Source organism: Hydrogenophaga sp. 70-12 (genome assembly GCF_001897365.1).
Lineage (GTDB): Bacteria > Pseudomonadota > Gammaproteobacteria > Burkholderiales > Burkholderiaceae_C > Hydrogenophaga > Hydrogenophaga borbori.
In genome coordinates this window covers 29,916-47,507 of record NZ_MKSS01000385.1, presented here as the reverse complement: position 1 = coordinate 47,507, position 17,592 = coordinate 29,916, and the positions used below count along the sequence as shown (strand labels likewise).

Genomic DNA, 17,592 nt, shown 5'->3' with positions numbered 1-17,592 from the left:
ACGGTCTGCAGGAAGATCCCTTCCACCTGGCCGGCGATGTGCCGCCAGTCCAGCGCCGCCACCTGCGCGCGCGCCTGCGACGCGGCCGTGCGCACCAGCGCCGGGTCGCGCGCCAGCAGCGCGGCCTGGCGCGCGAAGGCGGCTTCGTCGTCCACCGGCAGCAGCCAGCCGTTGTGCCCGCCGCGCACCCAGTCGCCCGCCGCCGCGGTGTCGAAGGCCAGCACCGGCAGGCCACTGGCCAGGGCCTCGATGGTGACGTTGCCGAAGGTCTCGGTCAGGCTCGCGAAGGCGAACAGGTCGGCGCTGGCGTAGTGCGCGGCCAGGTCCTCGTCGCGCCGCATGCCAGCGAACAGGGCCTCGGGGCAGCGCTGGCGCAGGGCCGCGCGCTGCGGGCCGTCGCCCACGAAGACGAGCTTCACGTCGGGGTTCTGCGCGCGCATGGCCTCGTAGGCCTGCAGCACCACGCCCAGGTTCTTCTCGGCCGCCAGACGGCCGACGGCCACCATCACCAGGGTGCCGTCGCCGGCGCCCCAGCTGGCGCGCAGCGCGGCACTGCGCCGCGCGGGGTTGAACCGCTGCGTGTCGACGCCGCGCGCCACCACGCTGACGTTGCGAAAACCGATGGCCTGCAACTCCGCGCGCAGGCTCTGCGTGGGCACCATGGTGCAGCGCGTGAGGTTGTGGAACTTGCGCAGGTAGGCCACGATGGGCGTTTTGAGCCAGCCCACGCCGTAGTGCTGGCTGTAGGCGTGGAAGTTGGTGCGGAAGTCGGACGTGACCGGCAGGCGCAAGCGGCGCGCCGCCTGCAGGGCCGACCAGCCCAGCGGGCCTTCCGTGGCGATGTGCACCAGATCGGGCCGCCTCAAGGTCCAGGCGCGCACCAGCGCACCCTTGCCGGGCAGGCCGAGCTTGAGTTCGGGGTAGCGTGGGATCGGCATGCCACGCATGAGCACCTCATGAAACCCCGGGTCGCTGCGCGCGGCGTCCTCGCGCGTCTGGCGCGGGCGGATGAGCTGCACCTCGTGGTTGCGCGCGCGCAAGCCCTGCACCAGGCGCGACAGCGTGAGCGACACGCCGTTGATCTCGGGCGGCCAGGTCTCCGTCACCACGGCGAGCCGCAGGGACGGGCGGGCCGCCGGGAAGGCCTCCACCAGGATCGTTTCGGCGCTCGTGTCGGACATGGGGGGCATGGTGCGGCGGCTTCGCGGCAGATTGATGACACCGCGACAGCGGCGTGACGCGTGCGTGCCCGCGCGGTGACACACCGGCGATGTCACCGCGCCGTCACGCGCGGCAACCACCATGCGGCCGCTTTTCCCCTTCTTTCACCCGCTTCCTCATTGCCGACGGAGACCGCCTTGAACGACTTCTTCAAGACCCTGGAGATCCAGCGCTGGGACGACCACCGCTACTACCACCACAGCCGCATCAACCAGTCGCTGCATTTGGTGAGCGCGATCAGCTTCGTGGTCGCGTACGTGATGCTGTGGTTCGATCCCGTGATTTCCGCGCTGATCGCCTGGCTGGTCTCCATGACCTCGCGCCAGGCCGGCCATTTCTTTTTCGAGCCCAAGGGCTACGACCACGTGAACCAGGCCACGCACGAGCACAAGGAAGAGATCAAGGTGGGCTACAACCTGCAGCGCAAGGTGGTGCTCATGAGCCTGTGGGCGCTGGTGCCGGTGCTGGTCTGGATCGACCCGACGGTGATGGGCCTGTTCGAGGCGCACCAGGACCACTGGGGCTATACGCGCCACGTGGGCACGCTGTGGCTGGGGCTGGGCATCGGTGGCCTGCTGTTCCGCACCATCCACCTGTTCTTCCTGCAGGACATCCAGACGGGCCTGGTGTGGGCCACCAAGATCCTCACCGACCCGTTCCACGACATCAAGCTGTACCACAAGGCGCCGCTGTACCTGATGAAGGGCCAGCTCATCGACCCGGGCGTCGGGCGCCGCTGACTTCCTGTGAGGGGCGGGTGTTCGCTGCCTTGCGCCCGAACGCCTCGCACGGGCCCGGGGCCGCTGAGCGCTCAACCCTTCTGGCGCAACATCGCCGACAGGGTTTCCCTGCGCAGCTGCTTGCCGATCGCCTGGGCGTCCACGCCCGCGGGCAGCGTCCACCAGCCGGCGGCTTGCATGTCCCGGCCCGCCGCCACGCAACGCCGCACCACCTCATCGAAGGCCGCGTCGTCGAAGTTCAGCGCGAAGATGAACCGCCCCGTGCCCACCCAGCTCAAGGCCAGGCCATGCCAGCGCAGGTAGTACTGGAACATCCAGTGGTAGCGGCCCGGCTGCGTGTAGTCCAAGGTCCACACGCTGTGCAGATTCGCCGCGCGCACCGGCAGTCCGGCGTCGGCCATGGTGGCGTTGAAGCGCTCGCGGCGCGCGTTCCAGCGTTCGTCGCTGCCGGCGTACATCGCTCGCAGCTCGGGCGTTTCCAGGCGACGCAGGAAGGCGTGCATGCCGCCCATCACGTGCGGGTGCGCGTTGAACGTGCCGCGCGCGAAGCACAGGTCGGCGGGGCGCTCGGCGCGGAAGCGCTTCATCAGATCGGCGCGGCCGCAGACCACGCCCACCGGATAACCACCCGCGACCGACTTGCCGTAGGTCACCAGGTCGGCCTTCACGCCGAAGTACGCCTGAGCGCCGCCGGGCGCCAGGCGAAAGCCCAGGAACACCTCGTCAAAGATCAGCACGATGCCGCGTTCGGTGCAGACCTCGCGCAGCCGCTGGAGCCAACGCGTGTAAGCCTCGCGGTCATAGCCCGCGTGGCGCAGGCCGGTCATCAGCGTGGAGTCGCCCGGCGCGTTGCGGTTCGGGTGCAGGGCCTGCAAGGGGTTGATGAGCACGCAGGCGATGTCGCGGCGCGTGCGCAGCACCCGCAGGCTCTTGTCGTCCATGTCCTTGAGCGTGTAGGTTTCGCGCGGCGGCATGGGGTTGCCGGGGCCGGGCTGCACGTCCTCCCACCAGCCGTGGTAAGCGCCGCAGAAGCGCACCAGGTGCGTCTTGCGCGTGTGGTAGCGCGCCAGGCGAACGGCCTGCATCACGGCCTCGGTGCCGCTCATGTGGAAGGACACCTGGTCCTGGCCCGAGATCGCCTTCAGGCGCGCGATGTTGTCCGCCACCACCGGGTGGTAGGCGCCCAGCACCGGGCCCAGTTCGAGGCCGATGGTCGCACCCTCTTCCATGCAGGCCTTGTAGAAGTCCACGCCGAAGACGTTGACGCCGTAGGAGCCCGTGAGGTCGAGGAAGCGGTTGCCATCGAGGTCCTCCACCTCCAGGCCATCGGCCGATCGCACGAAGGCGCCGACCTTCAGGCGCTCGCGCAGGTAGGGGCTGAAGGGAAAGGGCACGCGGTAGGCGCCGGTGAGCTGCAGGTCGGCCAGTCCCTCGCGCGCGTCGGCGGTCAGGGCGAGCGAGCGTTCGTAGCGCTGGGCGTAGCCCGCGCACAGGGCGTCGAAGGCCGCGCGGCGCCGCGCGGCCAGCGCGTCGTCGGCGCCGTCGGCCTGGAAGAAGCGGCGCTCGTCGAAGGCGTAGCCCGGCAACCAGCCCGCCAGGCGCTTGGCCCAGCGCGAGTGGCCCGCCAGCGAGCGGTGCTTGGCGCGCGAGAGCTCGAGGCGCTGTTTCAGGTACGGCAAGGCCAGCAGGAGCGAACCGGCTGGCAAGGCATAAGGCAGAAGGGACATGGCGTTCGGGGCGTCGTGGTGTTCCCGCTCTTGTATGGCCCCCGGATGACCCAACGATGAAAGCCCTGCGACAGAATCCCCACGGCCTTGTGCAACGCCAGCTGCGCCGCCTCGCGCTCAGCGAAGACCTGAACTTCCTGCTCACCAACCGCGTGCCGCGCCTGGCGCTCACGCGCTTCATGGGCTGGTTCAGCCGGATCCGACAGCCCCTGGTGCGCGACGCGTCCATGGCGGTGTGGAAGGCCTTCACCGACCTCGACCTGAGCGACGCGAAGAAGCCGCGCTTCGACAGCCTGCACGACTGCTTCACGCGCGAGCTGCGCGAGGGTGCGCGGCCCGTCGACACCACCCCGTCGGTGCTGGTCAGCCCCTGCGACGCCATCGTCGGCGCCAGCGGGCGCATTGGCGAAGACCCCTGCGCCCAGGTGTTCCAGGCCAAGGGCTTTCCGTACGCGCTCACCGACCTGCTCGGCGATTCGCCGCGCGCGCAGGCGGCCATCGCCACCCTGCGCGGCGGCCAGTTCGTGACGCTGCGCCTGACCTCGGCCATGTACCACCGCTTCCACGCCCCCGAGGCGCTCACGCTGGAGCACGTGACGCACTTCAGCGGCGACACCTGGAACGTGAACCCCATCGCCCTCAAGCGCGTGGAGCGCCTGTTCTGCCGCAACGAGCGCGCGGCGCTGTTCACCCGCCTGGCCGACGGCACGCCGCTGCTGCTGGTGCCCGTGGCCGCCATCCTGGTGGCCAGCCTGCGCCTGCGCGCCCTGCCGCTGCCGCTCAACACGCGCTACCGCGGCCCCGACGAGCTGCCCTGCGACACGGCCTATGCGCGCGGCGAGGAGATGGGCCACTTCGAACACGGCTCCACCATCGTCGTGCTGGCGCCGCCGGGCTTCACGCTCGCGCCCGGGGTCGCGCCGGGCGCGTCCATCTGCATGGGCCGGCCGCTGCTGGCGCGGCCAGCCTGAGCGCCCCCAGCCCCTGTCATGCGCCCGTCACGCCAGCCACGGACGATGGCGCGCAACCCAGCCAGCCAGCACGACGCGGTTGGCACGACGAAGAACGATGGCGGGGTGATCGGCGCCTGAAGCCGCTCGCCATCGCACCCTGCGGGCCCTCCGGTCATCTGACCGGAGGGCCTTTTTTTGGCCAGCCCCGGGCTCAGCGCAGCAGCGCCTCGGCCATCGCCCGGTAGGTGTCCAGCGGCGGCACCTCGCGCGCCGGCCGCTTGGCCGCGTCGTCCCAGCGGCGCAGGCGCAGCGCGTCCTGCGCGTGGGCCAGGCGGTCGAAGGCCTCGCAGCCCGCGGCGTCCAGCGGACCGCCCTGCAGCGCCAGGCTGCGGCGCGAATCGTCCGACAGGGCCCGAAGGTAGCGCGGATCGGCGCACAGGCGCCGCTTGGCCATCACGTGCAGCCCGACCGGCCCGCTCACGGCGGGGCCGAACAGGCGCCCCAGCGCGTCGGCGGCGATCGCTTCGTGGCGGTCGTCGACGCCGGCGGCGCTGGGCGTGCCCGCCACGCCATGGATCAGGTGGCCGACGTCGTGCAACAGCGCGGCGACCACCAGGGCCTCGCCCGCGCCGCCGCGGCGCGCCAGATCGGCGGTCTGAAGGGCGTGCTCCAGATGGGTCACGGGTTCGCCGGTGTAGCGCTCGTGGCCGCGCGCGGCCAACAGCGCCCAGAGTGAGTCGAAGGAGGGGTTCATGCGGGTGGAACTGTCAACGGGCTTTCATTGTGTGCAATCAACATGACGCCCCGACGTCCATTCGAAGCATCCCCTTCGCCTTTCCCGTGACCGACAAGCGTTTCGACCTGATCGTGGTGGGCAGCGGCATCGCCGGCCTCGCCCATGCCTGGATGGGGCTGCGCCGCGGCCTGCGCGTGGCGCTGATCGAGCGCGACCACCGCTGCGTGGGCGCCTCCATCCGCAACTTCGGCTTCGTCACCGTGACCGGCCAGCGCGCCGGCGACACCTGGCGGCGCGCGCGGCGCTCGCGCGACCTCTGGGCCGAGCTGGCGCCCCAGGCGGGCATCCCGGTGGTGCACCAGGGCCTGTGGGTGGTGGCCCAGCGCGCGCGGGCGCTGGACGTGCTGGCCGAGTTCGCCGGCACCGAGATGGGCGAGGCCTGTGAACTGCACCGCGGCGAGGCCTGGGGCGGGCGCATGCCTTCGCTCAAGTCCCGCGGTGCAGCGGGCGCGCTGTACAGCCCACACGAGCTGCGCGTCGAGTCGCGCGAGGCCATCCCCGCCCTCGCGCGCTGGCTGCAGGGGCAGGGCGTGTGCTTCTTCTGGGGGCAGGAGGTTCTGGGCATCGAGGGGTCCACGGTGCACGGCGCGCAAGGCCAGTGGACGGCCGAGCGCATCGTGGTCTGTCCCGGCACCGAACTCAATGGCGTAGCGCGGCGCCTGCTGCCCGACCACGCACTGGGGCTCACGCGTCTGCAGATGCTGCGCGTGCGCCCACCGGCCGGCTGGCGGCTGGGCGCGGCGGTGATGAGCGACCTCAGCCTGGTGCGCTACCACGGCTACGCCGACCTCGCCAGTTCGGCGCCACTGCGGGAGCAACTGCGCGCCGAATGCAGCCAAAGCCTGGACGACGGCATCCACCTGATCGCCGTGCAGAGCGCCGACGGAACACTGGTGGTGGGCGATTCCCACCACCCGCACGCCACGCCCGAGCCCTTCGCCAGCGAGGCGGTGGACGATCGCATCCTGGGCCACCTGCACGAGGTGGTCGGGCTGGGCCGCTGTGAGGTGGTGGAGCGCTGGACCGGTGTCTACCCGACGGGCCACGGCGCCGACGCGCTCATCCACGCGCCGGCCGACCACCTTCGCCTGGTGCTGGTGACCAGCGGCACCGGCGCCAGCACCTCGTTCGGCATCGCCGAGGACGTGTTCGCGGGCTGGTAGGGGAACCGGCCCAACGCCGGGCCGGGCCAGGCATCGGCCAGCCCAGCGCGAACGCCCGAGCAACCAGGCCGCCTCGACGGCCTGGTTGCTGGCCTATTCGATGGGCGTGAGCTTGGCCACGCTCAGCGCCAGCCACTTGGTGCCGTGGCGCGGGAAGTTCACCTGCGCGCGCGCGTCATCGCCCGCGCCCTCCACCGCGAGCACCTTGCCCTCGCCGAACTTGTTGTGGAACACCGCCATGCCGCTCTTGATCGGCGTGCCGCGATCGGGTTCGGGCGCGGGCGCGCTGGCGGCCTTCCAGGCCGGCGACCACGCCGGCTGCGGCACCGGGGTGCCCAGCGCGCGGTGGCCACCCCAGCCCGCGCTGCCCGTGCCGCCCCAGCCCGAAGGCTGCGGCGGCGTCAGCCACTTCAGGCAGTGCTCGGGCAATTCATCGAAGAAACGGCTCTTGAGGTTGTAGCGCGTCTGGCCGTGCAGCAGCCGCGTCTGCGAATGGCTCAGGTACAGGCGCTGGCGCGCGCGCGTGATCGCCACGTACATCAGGCGGCGCTCCTCTTCCAGGCCGTCGCGGTCGCTCATGGCGTTCTCGTGCGGGAACAGGCCTTCCTCCAGGCCGACGATGAAGACACAGTCGAACTCCAGGCCCTTGGCGGCGTGCACGGTCATGAGCTGCACCGCGTCCTGTCCGGCCTGGGCCTGGTTGTCGCCCGATTCGAGCGCGGCGTGCGACAGGAAGGCGGCGAGCGGGCTCAGGGTCTCGCCGGTGTCGGCGTCGGGGGCCAGGGGCTCGTCGAGCACGGGGGCGTTCAGGTCCAGGCCCTGGCTGGCCGGGCTTTGCGTCAGCGCCACGGCCTCGCGGCCGAAGCCTTCCTGCATCACGAAGCTCTCGGCCGCGTTGACCAGTTCCTCCAGGTTCTCCACGCGCTCCTGGCCTTCGCGCTCCTGGCGGTAGTGCTCCACCAGGCCGCTGTGCTCCAGCACCAGCTCGACGATGCCCTTGAGGTGGCTGCCCTCGCTGCGCTCGCGCATCACGTCGATCTTGGCGACGAAGCCCGCGATGGCCGTGCCCGCGCGCCCGGTGACCGCGCTCACCGCGTCGTGCAGCGAACAGCCGGCCGCGCGCGCCACGTCCTGCAGCTGCTCCACGCTGCGCGCGCCGATGCCGCGCGGCGGGAAGTTGAGCACGCGCAGGAAGCTGGTGTCGTCGCGCGGGTTCTCGATCAGGCGCAGGTAGGCCAGGGCGTGCTTGATCTCGGCACGCTCGAAGAAGCGCAGGCCGCCATACACGCGGTAGGGCAGGCCGGCGTTGAACAGCGCGGTCTCGATCACGCGGCTCTGCGCGTTGCTGCGGTAGAGGATGGCGATCTCGCTGCGCGGCGTTTCCTCGCGCACCAGGGACTTGATCTCGTCGACCACCCACTGCGCCTCGATGAAATCGCTGGGCGACTCGTTGATGCGCACCGGCTCGCCCGCGCCCGCGTCGGTGCGCAGGTTCTTGCCGAGGCGGCGCTGGTTGTGGCCGATGAGGTGGTTCGCGGCGTCCAGGATGTTGCTGACGCTGCGGTAGTTCTGCTCAAGCTTGATCTGGTGCTGCACGCGGTACTCGCGCACGAAGTCGGCCATGTTGCCCACGCGCGCGCCGCGGAAGGCGTAGATGCTCTGGTCGTCATCGCCCACAGCGAACACCGCGTTGCCCACGGCCACGTCCAGGCCTTCCATGGGGGGGGGCGAGAACAGCTTGATCCAGGCGTACTGCAGCCTGTTGGTGTCCTGGAACTCGTCGATCAGGATGTGGCGGAAGCGCCGCTGGTAGTGCGCGCGGATGGCGTCCTGGTCGCGCAGCAGCTCGTAGCTTCGCAGCATCAGCTCGCCGAAATCGACCACGCCTTCGCGCTGGCATTGCTCCTCGTACAGCGCGTAGAGCTCGACCTTCTTGCGCGTCTCTTCGTCGCGCGCGGGCACGTCGCGCGGGCGCTGGCCGTCTTCCTTGCAACCGGCGATGAAGTACTGCAGCTGCTTGGGCGGGAAGCGCTCGTCGTCGACATTGAACTGCTTGCACAGGCGCTTGATGGCCGAGAGCTGGTCCTGGGTGTCCAGGATCTGGAAGGTGGCCGGCAGGCCCGCGAGCTGGTGGTGCGCGCGCAGCAAGCGGTTGCACAGGCCGTGGAAGGTGCCGATCCACATGCCGCGCACGTTCACCGGCAGCAGGGCCGACAGGCGCGTGACCATTTCCTTCGCCGCCTTGTTGGTGAAGGTCACGGCCAGCACACCGCCCGGCCCCACCTGGCCCGTTTGCAGCAGCCAGGCGATGCGCGTGGTGAGCACGCGCGTTTTGCCCGAACCGGCGCCCGCGAGGATGAGCGCGTGTTCGGCGGGCAGGGTGACGGCGGCGGCCTGCTCGGCATTGAGGCCGGCGACCAGCGGCGAGGGATTCGGGGCGGTGTCCAGGGGCATCGAGGGATTGTAGAAAGCGCCCGCGCGGTGGCCGGTCCATACGTGGGGGCATATGGACCCCATACCGGGCGGGGGACGGGCCATCGGTCTAGAATCGCGCACCGGGCCCAAGATTCTTGCGCCCGGTTTCTTTTTGCCCGCCGCGGCAAGAGAACCGGCCAGGCCAAGCGCTCATCTGTTCGACAACAGCTTTCTGGAGCTTGGTTTCAATGGAAATTTTCGACTACGACAACATCCTGCTGCTGCCGCGCAAGTGCCGCGTGGAAAGCCGCTCGGAGTGCGACGCCGGCGTGGAGCTCGGCGGGCGGCGTTTCCGCCTGCCGGTGGTGCCCGCCAACATGAAGACGGTGGTCAACGAGTCCATCTGCACCTGGCTGGCGCAGAACGGCTACTTCTACGTCATGCACCGCTTCGACCTGGACAACGTGGCCTTCGTGCGCGAGATGCAGGCCAAGGGCAGCTTCGCCTCCATCTCGCTGGGCGTGAAGGCGCCAGACTACGCCACGGTGGACACCCTGGTGGCCCAGGGCCTGTGCCCCGAGTACATCACCATCGACATCGCGCACGGCCACGCCGACAGCGTGAAGAAGATGATCGGCTACCTGAAGGAAAAGCTGCCCAAGGCCTTCGTGATCGCGGGCAACGTGGGCACGCCGGAGGCGGTGATCGACCTGGAGAACTGGGGCGCCGACGCGACCAAGGTGGGCATCGGCCCCGGCAAGGTCTGCATCACCAAGCTCAAGACCGGCTTCGGCACCGGCGGCTGGCAGCTCAGCGCGCTCAAGTGGTGCGCGCGCGTGGCCACCAAGCCCATCATCGCGGACGGCGGCATCCGCTGCCACGGCGACATCGCCAAGAGCGTGCGCTTCGGCGCCAGCATGGTGATGATCGGCTCGCTGTTCGCCGGACACGAGGAATCACCGGGCCAGACGGTGGAAGTCGACGGCGTGCTCTACAAGGAGTACTACGGCTCGGCCAGCGACTTCAACAAGGGCGAGTACAAGCACGTGGAAGGCAAGCGCATCCTGGAGCCGATCAAGGGCCCGCTCGCGCACACGCTGATCGAGATGGAGCAGGACGTGCAAAGCTCCATCAGCTACGCCGGCGGCACCAAGCTGCTGGACATCCGCAAGGTGAACTACGTCATCCTGGGCGGGGACAACGCGGGCGAGCACCTCTTGATGTAGTTCGTGCCCCACCCCCGCCGCGCTTCGCGCGTCCCCCTCGACGGAGTGGCGCCCGCGGCCCGGCAAAGCCGGTTCCGCGGCAGCTCGGGGGCGATGCGCCTCACACGCCCAGCAAGTGGCGCGCGAGCGTGTGCAGGCGGTGGTCTGGCGCGACCAGCGCGTCCAGCGCGCTGAAGTGGTTCAGGCCGGGCAGTGCCTCGCACACCGGCACCACCTCGGCGCCCCAGGCCTCGCGGATGAGGTGGTTCTGGCGGTGGTACTCGCCGCTTTCCTGGCCACCGACCACGGCCACCAGCTCGCCGCGCCCCTGCCGCAGCCCGGGCGAGGGCAGGCGCGCCGGGCTGGCCTTGCGCACCTGGTCCGGCGTGAGCTTCAGCGAGGACTGCAAGGACGGCGCCAGGCGCAGCGGCTCCAGATCGAACAGGCCGGACACCGACAGCGCATTGCGCACCAGTGCGGCGGGCAGGTCGGCGCCCACCTGGGGCCAGCGGCAGGCCAGCATCATGGCCGCCAGCTGACCGCCCGCCGAATGCCCCGCCACCGTGATACGGCTCGGGTCACCCCCGTGCACCGCGATGTGGCGGTGCGTCCAGGCGAGGGCCTGCGCCATCTGCAGCGTGATGCCCGGGACGGTGGTGGCCGGGCACAGCGCGTAGTTCGGCATCACCACGCACACGCCCAGGCGCTGGAACAGTGGCGCCAGGAAGGAGTGGTCGGACTTGTCCAGGGCGCGCCAGTAGCCGCCGTGGATGAAGAACAGCACCGGCGCGGCGCCGCCGGCGCCCCCCTGGGCCGGAAAGACGTCCAGCTGTTCGGCGGGCCCGTGCCCATAGCGCAGATCGATCAGCGCCCCACCCCGCTCGCGCACCTGCTTCGAGTCCCGGGCCCAGCGCTCGAAGTACGCCGGGTGCTCGGGCACCCGGGCGCGGTTGTTGTATTCGCGGTCCAGCCAGGCCGGGTCTCGGGGGAAGGGCGATTGCATGGCGGGCGATTGTGTCATGGGGGCTTGGGGTATTCCCTCTGGGGACGCTGGCGCCGGCACCGCCTGGGGTATGCTGCGCGAATTCCGTATACAGAATTCGCACCACACGCCCGCCCCCATGACCGCGCAGTTGTTCAGGATCGAATCGACGCCCGATCTGGCCGACCAGGTCTACCGGGCCTTGCTCGACGCGATCAGCTCGGGCGCGCTGCGGCCGGGCCAGCGCATCCGCCAGGAAGAGCTGGCCGAGCGCTTCGCGGTGTCGCGCCAGCCGGTGATGCAGGCCCTGCGCCTGCTGCGCAAGGACGGTTTCGTGCAGGACGCGCCCCAGACCAGCGGCGACCCCGGCCGCGTGCGCGGCCTGCAGGTGACGCCGTTGGACGGGCGCTGGATCGCCCAGGTCTACCAGGTGCGCGTGGCGCTGGACCGCCTGGCCGTGCGACTGGCCGCCCAGCAGCGCACCGTCATCGACCCGGCCGTGCTCAAGGCCGGGCGCGCCGCCGAGCGCCGTGACGACGTGAAGGCCCTGATCGACACCGACCTGGCCTTCCACACCGCCATCTACCGCGCCGCCGGCAACCCGCTGATTGAGCAGAGCGCGCTGCTGCACTGGCAGCACATCCGCCGCGCCATGGGCCTGGCGCTGCAGCTGGAGCACCTGCGCGAGCCCGTGTGGGACGAACACGAGGCCATTGCCCGCGCCATCGCCCAGGGCGACGCGGACGGGGCCGAATCGCTCATCGCCGAACACGCCGAAAATGCCTGCGGCACCCTGGCCGAGCAGATCGCCCACGCCTCGGCCGAACCCGCCGAGGACGACACCGTTCAACTCCGTGGTCCCCAGCTATCTCGATAGCCGGTCCACTTGCGCGGTCCTCGGCGCGAGCCGGGGACCGCGATTTTTTTTGCCCGAACACCGCCTCCGCGCCCTGCCCTGAAGGGACACGCACCGTGACCGACTCCCCCGCCGCCCCGGCAACCACTCCCTCCCACGCCGTCGCCATGCTCGGCATCGGCCTGATGGGCTTCCCCATGGGCCGGCGCCTGTGCGAAGCCGGCTGCGCCGTGGGCGCCTGGAACCGCTCGCGCACCAAGGCCGAGCGTCTCGCGCCCTTGGGTGCGCGCGTGGCCGACACGGCCGCCGACGCCGTGCGAGGCGCCGACATCGTCATCACCATGCTCGAAAACGGCGAGGTGGTGGAGGACGTGCTGTTCCGCCAGGGCGTGGCCGAGGCCCTGCCCCGTGGCAGCCTGGTGATCGACATGTCGTCGATCCAGCCGCGCCAGGCGCGCGACCACGCGGCCCGCCTGGCCGCGCTGGGCGTGCACCACCTGGACGCGCCGGTCTCGGGCGGCACCGTGGGCGCCGAGGCCGGCACCCTGGCCATCATGGCCGGCGGCAAACCGGCCGACGTGGAGCGCGCGCGCGCCGTGCTGGAGGTGCTGGGCCGCGTCACGCACGTGGGCCCGCACGGCTCGGGCCAGCTCGCCAAGCTGGCCAACCAGATGATCGTGGGCATCACCATCGGCGCCGTGGCCGAGGCGCTGCTGCTGTGCGAGAAGGGCGGCGCCGACATGGCCAAGGTGCGCCAGGCCATCACCGGCGGTTTCGCCGACAGCCGCATCCTGCAGGTGCACGGCCAGCGCATGGTGGAGCGCGACTTCGGCAAGCGCGCCGCGATGGCGGTGCAGCTGAAGGACATGCGCAACGCGCTCGGCACGGCGAAAGAGATCGGCTTCGAGGCGCCCATCACCGCGCTGTTCGAGCGCCTGTTCGCCGAGGCGGCGGACCACGGCCTGTCCGACCTCGACCACTCCGCGCTGTTCGTGGAACTCGCCAGCCGCAACGGAATGGCCTGACAAAAGATTCGCTAGAATGCGCGATTCGTGGGGACGTAGCTCAGCTGGGAGAGCGTCGCGTTCGCAATGCGAAGGTCGGGAGTTCGATCCTCCTCGTCTCCACCACAAAACTGAAAAAGGCCTTGCTCCGCAAGGCCTTTTTTCTTGTCAGGGTGGCAGCCCGCGCTGCGCCGCGTTTTCCGCCTCGATCGCGCGCTGGAAGTGGGCCAGGCCCAATTCGTTGAGCACCTTCTTGAAGCGCCCGGCCACCTCGGGCGCCAGTTGCGCGAGACGCGCGCACACCCGCCGCGCCGAGGCGTCGAGCGCGTCGTCGGCCACCACCTGCCACACCAGGCCCCAGGCCTGGGCCTGCGCGGCGCCGATCGGCTCGCCAAGCAGCATCAACCCCTTGGCGCGCGCCAGCCCCACGGCCGCGGGCAGCGTGGCCGTGAGACCGCCGGTGACGAACACGCCCAGCGAGGCCTCGGGCAGCTTGAACCGCGCGCCCTCGGCGGCGATCACCACGTCGGCGTCGAGCGCCCACTCCAGGCCCGCACCAACAGCCCAGCCCTGCACGGCGGCCACCACCGGCTTGGGCAGGGACACCAGGGCCTGCGCCACGGCCTGCACCAGCCTCAGGTCGTCCTCCGTCGGCGGCGCGCCCATGTCGCGCCCCGCGCAGAACGCCGGTCCGGCGCCCCGCAGCAGCAGCACGCGCACCGTGTCGTCGCGCTCGGCCAGCGCGATCGCCGCCAGCAGCGCGCGCGCGAGGTCGTTGTCGATGGCGTTGCGTTTCTCGGGGCGGTTGAGCGTGAGCGCCATGACGCCGTCGTGGACCTCGACCAGGAGCGTGGCTGGGTTCATGCGGGCTCGACTCCAAAGTGGTGAAGCACATTGCGCAGCAAGGCACCGAACGCCTCATCGGCCCCCAGCACCCAGCTGGCCCCCACGGCCCCGGCATTGAACACGCGGCCGCCCTGGGGGCGCTCCCAGTAGACCATCTCGGCGGACAGGCCGTCGAGCGACTGCGTGGCGCCCTCGAAGAAGTCGAGGTAGGCGTCCAGCCGGCCCGGCACGCGGCGCACGCCTTCGGCGAGCACCTGCAGGCCGGGATGATCGCGCGGCAGCTCGGCGCCCCGCGGGATGTGGTGGGTCATGCGGCGCAGCGTGGCGATGCTCAGGTCCCACTCGTGGCCGATGGCGCGTGGCAGGGCGCCGCCGGGCCCGTGGCCGAAGCTGTCGCCGGCGCGCAGGCCGGTCTCGTGCGGCCGGTGGAACAGGAAGTGGCCGGCGTCGCGCACGCGGTAGACACCAAAATCCGCGGCGTCGGCGAAGGCCCAGCCCGCGGTTTCCAGACCGATCAGATCGCTGCACGAGCGGTCGTTGAAGCGCCAGAGCCCGCCGCGCTCGCCGTCCTGGCTGTGGTATTGCTCGCCGTGCACGCCGCCGGGCGCCGCGTGTTTGTCCAGCGCCGCCTCGTGGTCGTCGGCGGGCGTCAGCGTTTTGCGCTGCTCCATCACCGTGGCGTCTTCGTCGAAGCTCACGCGCCAGTACAGGGAGTTGCCCGACAGCACCACCGCGCTGCCGCCCCCGCGCAGGTAGGCGTCCAGCCCCTCGAAGGCCGGCGCCGACCAGTACTCGCTGTGGCCGTTGATGACCACGCTGCGGTAGCGGCGCAGCAGGCCGGGGTCGCGGTGCAGGTCGAGGTCGCTCACCACGTCGTACGCGTAGCCCTGCGCGTCGAGCCAGCGGTGCAGGCAGCGCTCCAGGCGCGGGCCCTGGCTGAAGCCGCTGCCTTCGGGCGCGTAGAAGGCGTCGGGCGCGGCGTTGGGCCAGGGCAGGCGCAGGCCGGCGTAGTAGGTGGGCTGGCCCTTGCGGTGGGGCGTGTAGTGGTTGTACTCGGGGGCGTCGGGGTGGCTGTTGGGCAGCGGCGCGGCGCGGCGTGGCCAGTGCGCCGGGCCCGACACGTTGTGCGCGAACGGCGAGGCGGCGTAGGCGCGCCAGCTGTTGGTCGCGCACAGCACCAGCAGCGGCGCGGGCGCGGCATCGGCGGCTGGCCGCACGACGACGCTCACGTCGTAGCGCACGGGCCGGCCGTCCACTTCGCATTCGAAGCGGCCCACGTGGATGCCGGGCTTCGCCCCGCGCGGCACCGTCACGCGGTGCGATTCGGCCCAGCGGCAATCCACGAGGTCGTCGCTCGCCAAGCGAAGGCCGTGGCCACGCAGGCGGTCGCTGGCGGCGGCGTACTCGCCTTCGCGGCGCGAAAAGCGCGGCACCCGCGCGGGGTCGAAGGCCGGGCCGACGATCATCCAGGTGCCGTGGTTGATGAGGCGGCCGTGGCGGCCCTGCCCGCTGGCGTCGGCGATGCGCTCGCCGCGCTGCTCGCTCAAGGGCCAGCAGGCCAGCAGGCCGGGGCCTTGCGCGGCCTGCTGGCCGCGCTGCGCGCAGCGCTGGGCGATCTCGGCGGCGCCGAGCGCGCGGCCGTAGAGCGCCGGCATCACGAGGTCCGCGTCCAGAAAGTGCGTGGCCACGCCCCCCGCCGACGCTGCGCCCAGGCGCAGCGCAGCGCGGCCCGGCCGACCTGGGCCCGCCGCGCCCTGCGCCACCCGGCGGCCGTCGATCCACAGCGACAGGTGGCCCTGGTGCAGCACGGCCACCAGGTGCGCCCAACGGCGCGGCGCCAGGACCGGCCCGCTGAGCCGCGAACGCCCCAGCCGCAGCACGAGCGTGCCGTCGGCCTCGATGAACAGGCCGACGCCTTCGTCGGCGACCTCGTCGTCGCATTGCGCGATCACGGCCTGGCGCTCGCCGAAGCCCCAGGGCATGAGCCAGCACTCCAGGGTGAGCGCCTCGAGCGCGCCCTCGGGCAGACCGCGCTCGATGTGCACGTAGGAGCCGGGGTGGATGGCCTGGACCCGCGCCGGGTGCTCACCCCCGGCGTGCAGCACCGGGTCGCGCGAGGCGTCGTCGGCGTCGGGCCCCAGCGCACAGAAGGAAAAGCGGTAGGGCACCGAACTGCTCACGTGAAAGCCGATGGCCTCGCCGGCCGCCACGCTGACGGCGCTGGCATAGGCGTGCAGGCCGGGCAACGCGATGGCCCGGTGCGGCGGGATGCCCGCGCTCAAGCGAGGCCCCGCCCGCGCACCTCGTCGTGCAGGTCGGCCAACGCGCGCTCCAGCAACTCCACCAGCAGGTCGAGTTCGGCGTCGCTGGCGGTCAGCGGCGGCGTGATCATCTGGAAGTCGCCGAACTCGCCGCGGTTGGCGCGCCGGTTGTAGAGCGCAATGCCATGGCGCAGACCGTGCTCCGTGAGGCGCGCGGGGGCGTTGAAGTCCACCGGCAGCGCCCGGCGGCTGGCCTTGTCCGCCACCAGCTCGATCGCGCCCAGCAGCCCGAGGCCGCGCACGTCGCCCACCAGCGGGGAGCGCGCCGCCAGCGCATGCAGCCGGTCCTTCAGGTAGGCGCCCGCGGCCTGCGCGCGCGCCACCAGGTCCTGGCGCACCACCTCGTCAAGCACCGCGTTGGCCACGGCGCAGGACAGTGGGTTGGTGAAATAGGTGTGGCCGTGCACGAAGCCGCCACTCGCGGCGACCGCGTCGACGATGCGCTCGGGCGCGAGCACCGCGCCAAGCGGTGTGTAGCCCGCGGCCAGGCCCTTGGCCAGCGTGACCAGGTCGGGCCGCGCGTCGGGCCAGTGGTGCGCGGCCAGGAAGCGGCCGGTGCGGCCGGCGCCCGACATGATCTCGTCGAACACCAGCAGCACGCCGTGGCGGTCGCAGATCTCGCGCACGGCGCGGAAGTAGGCCGGCGAGGAGACCACCGCGCCGGTGGACAGGCCGCCGATGGGCTCCAGGATGAAGGCGAGCACGCTGTCGGCGCCTTCGCGCACGATGGTGTCTTCCAACGCTTGCGCGCAGGCCGCCTCGAAAGACTCGACGCTGTGGCCGTCCGGCACGCGGTAGGACAGCGGCGCCGCCACCTTGGGTTGGGCGCGCAGCATCGGGCCGTAGAGCGCGTGCGCGCTGGCGTCGCCGGTGACGGTGAGCGCGCCCAGCGTGGCGCCGTGGTAGCTGGGGTTGCGCGAGATCACTTTCCAGCGCCCGGGCTGGCCGCTGACCACCGCGTACTGGCGCGCGAGCTTGAGCGCCGACTCGTTGGCCTCCGAGCCCCCCGAGACGAAAAACGCGCGGTCCAGGCCCGGGCCCGCGAGCGCGCACACGCGGTCGGCCAGCGCAATGCTGTCTTCGCTCTCGAAGAAGCGCGGGTAGGCGAAGGTGACCTTGCGCGCCTGCGCCTGCATGGCCTGCAGCACCGCAGGGTTGCCATGGCCGATGTTGGTGACCACGGCGCCCGAGGTGGCGTCGAGGTAGCGGCGGCCATCCTCGTCCCACAGGAACACCCCTTCGGCGCGCGCCACGCGCGGCGGGCGCGGTGTGCCCTTGGGCGCGTAGAAGCCGAGAACCGATCCGCCCGCCGGCGTGTCGCCCACCCTGCGGCGGGCCGTCGCTGTCTGCATGTTCACCTCGG

General features: G+C 71.4%; 14 protein-coding genes and 1 tRNA gene. 7 read left to right on the top strand and 8 right to left on the bottom strand.

The window, feature by feature from the left end; genetic code table 11:
* Window positions 1–1,181 (bottom strand): glycosyltransferase family 4 protein (locus BGO22_RS19890; RefSeq protein ID WP_286852261.1); only part of this gene is annotated, 1,181 nt, incomplete at its 3' end.
* 177 nt (window positions 1,182–1,358) lie between these two features.
* Between BGO22_RS19890 and BGO22_RS19885 the strand changes: the two genes are divergently transcribed.
* Complete coding sequence (locus tag BGO22_RS19885; protein WP_070398808.1) at window positions 1,359–1,961, top strand: hypothetical protein; 603 nt, start codon at window positions 1,359–1,361, stop codon at window positions 1,959–1,961.
* Between the two features lie 71 nt (window positions 1,962–2,032).
* Here BGO22_RS19885 and BGO22_RS19880 read toward each other — a convergent pair whose 3' ends face one another.
* Complete coding sequence (locus BGO22_RS19880; RefSeq protein ID WP_070398809.1) at window positions 2,033–3,688, bottom strand: aminotransferase class III-fold pyridoxal phosphate-dependent enzyme; 1,656 nt, start codon at window positions 3,686–3,688, stop codon at window positions 2,033–2,035.
* Window positions 3,689–3,744: 56 nt separating this feature from the next.
* Between BGO22_RS19880 and asd the strand changes: the two genes are divergently transcribed.
* Window positions 3,745–4,659 carry an archaetidylserine decarboxylase gene (gene asd / locus BGO22_RS19875; RefSeq protein ID WP_070398810.1) on the top strand — a complete coding sequence of 305 codons (915 nt, stop codon included), beginning with the start codon at window positions 3,745–3,747 and terminating at the stop codon, window positions 4,657–4,659.
* A gap of 193 nt (window positions 4,660–4,852) precedes the next feature.
* Here the strand turns inward: asd and BGO22_RS19870 are convergent, their stop codons facing one another.
* Complete coding sequence (locus tag BGO22_RS19870) at window positions 4,853–5,395, bottom strand: HD domain-containing protein (RefSeq protein ID WP_070398811.1); 543 nt, start codon at window positions 5,393–5,395, stop codon at window positions 4,853–4,855.
* A gap of 86 nt (window positions 5,396–5,481) precedes the next feature.
* Between BGO22_RS19870 and BGO22_RS19865 the strand changes: the two genes are divergently transcribed.
* Window positions 5,482–6,600, top strand: a complete 1,119-nt coding sequence (locus BGO22_RS19865; protein ID WP_083293129.1) for a TIGR03364 family FAD-dependent oxidoreductase — start codon at window positions 5,482–5,484, stop codon at window positions 6,598–6,600.
* Between the two features lie 93 nt (window positions 6,601–6,693).
* On the opposite strand, the gene BGO22_RS19860 is transcribed toward BGO22_RS19865, so the two are convergent.
* The gene (locus BGO22_RS19860) at window positions 6,694–9,054 is read right to left on the bottom strand and encodes a UvrD-helicase domain-containing protein (RefSeq protein ID WP_204744459.1); all 2,361 of its coding nucleotides are present in this window, start codon (window positions 9,052–9,054) and stop codon (window positions 6,694–6,696) included.
* Between the two features lie 209 nt (window positions 9,055–9,263).
* Between BGO22_RS19860 and BGO22_RS19855 the strand changes: the two genes are divergently transcribed.
* A complete protein-coding gene (locus tag BGO22_RS19855; RefSeq protein WP_070398813.1) occupies window positions 9,264–10,241 on the top strand; it encodes a GMP reductase in 978 nt (325 codons plus the stop codon).
* A gap of 100 nt (window positions 10,242–10,341) precedes the next feature.
* On the opposite strand, the gene BGO22_RS19850 is transcribed toward BGO22_RS19855, so the two are convergent.
* Window positions 10,342–11,223: an alpha/beta hydrolase gene (locus tag BGO22_RS19850; protein WP_070398814.1), complete on the bottom strand. Its 882-nt coding sequence runs from the start codon at window positions 11,221–11,223 to the stop codon at window positions 10,342–10,344.
* Window positions 11,224–11,341: 118 nt separating this feature from the next.
* Between BGO22_RS19850 and BGO22_RS19845 the strand changes: the two genes are divergently transcribed.
* From BGO22_RS19845 to BGO22_RS19835, 3 genes are all read left to right on the top strand, one after another.
* Entirely contained in the window at window positions 11,342–12,079 is a 738-nt protein-coding gene (locus tag BGO22_RS19845; protein WP_070398815.1) for a GntR family transcriptional regulator, read from the top strand.
* Between the two features lie 146 nt (window positions 12,080–12,225).
* Window positions 12,226–13,083: an NAD(P)-dependent oxidoreductase gene (locus tag BGO22_RS19840; RefSeq protein ID WP_070398816.1), complete on the top strand. Its 858-nt coding sequence runs from the start codon at window positions 12,226–12,228 to the stop codon at window positions 13,081–13,083.
* Window positions 13,084–13,112: 29 nt separating this feature from the next.
* Window positions 13,113–13,188, top strand: a tRNA-Ala gene (locus BGO22_RS19835).
* Between the two features lie 42 nt (window positions 13,189–13,230).
* Here BGO22_RS19835 and BGO22_RS19830 read toward each other — a convergent pair.
* The 3 genes from BGO22_RS19830 to BGO22_RS19820 are packed head-to-tail and all read right to left on the bottom strand — an operon-like array spanning window position 13,231 to window position 17,581.
* Entirely contained in the window at window positions 13,231–13,926 is a 696-nt protein-coding gene (locus BGO22_RS19830; RefSeq protein WP_070398817.1) for an enoyl-CoA hydratase/isomerase family protein, read from the bottom strand.
* Entirely contained in the window at window positions 13,923–16,190 is a 2,268-nt protein-coding gene (locus BGO22_RS19825; protein ID WP_286852260.1) for a LamG domain-containing protein, read from the bottom strand. Before BGO22_RS19825 ends, BGO22_RS19830 begins: the two co-directional genes overlap by 4 nt.
* Window positions 16,187–17,581, bottom strand: coding sequence for an aminotransferase family protein (locus BGO22_RS19820; RefSeq protein ID WP_083293131.1), 1,395 nt, complete (start codon window positions 17,579–17,581; stop codon window positions 16,187–16,189). The genes BGO22_RS19825 and BGO22_RS19820 overlap by 4 nt, the downstream gene beginning before the upstream one ends.
* Window positions 17,582–17,592: the final 11 nt, after the last annotated feature.

Coding starts and splice junctions, on each gene's coding strand:
- BGO22_RS19840 (WP_070398816.1), top strand. CDS start 12,226: ATGCTCGGCATCGGCCTGATGGGCTTCCCCATGGGCCGGCGCCTGTGC.
- BGO22_RS19880 (WP_070398809.1), bottom strand. CDS start 3,688: ATGTCCCTTCTGCCTTATGCCTTGCCAGCCGGTTCGCTCCTGCTGGCC.
- BGO22_RS19870 (WP_070398811.1), bottom strand. CDS start 5,395: ATGAACCCCTCCTTCGACTCACTCTGGGCGCTGTTGGCCGCGCGCGGC.
- BGO22_RS19855 (WP_070398813.1), top strand. CDS start 9,264: ATGGAAATTTTCGACTACGACAACATCCTGCTGCTGCCGCGCAAGTGC.
- BGO22_RS19845 (WP_070398815.1), top strand. CDS start 11,342: ATGACCGCGCAGTTGTTCAGGATCGAATCGACGCCCGATCTGGCCGAC.
- BGO22_RS19820 (WP_083293131.1), bottom strand. CDS start 17,581: ATGCAGACAGCGACGGCCCGCCGCAGGGTGGGCGACACGCCGGCGGGC.
- BGO22_RS19830 (WP_070398817.1), bottom strand. CDS start 13,926: ATGAACCCAGCCACGCTCCTGGTCGAGGTCCACGACGGCGTCATGGCG.
- BGO22_RS19850 (WP_070398814.1), bottom strand. CDS start 11,223: ATGCAATCGCCCTTCCCCCGAGACCCGGCCTGGCTGGACCGCGAATAC.
- BGO22_RS19860 (WP_204744459.1), bottom strand. CDS start 9,054: ATGCCCCTGGACACCGCCCCGAATCCCTCGCCGCTGGTCGCCGGCCTC.
- asd (WP_070398810.1), top strand. CDS start 3,745: ATGAAAGCCCTGCGACAGAATCCCCACGGCCTTGTGCAACGCCAGCTG.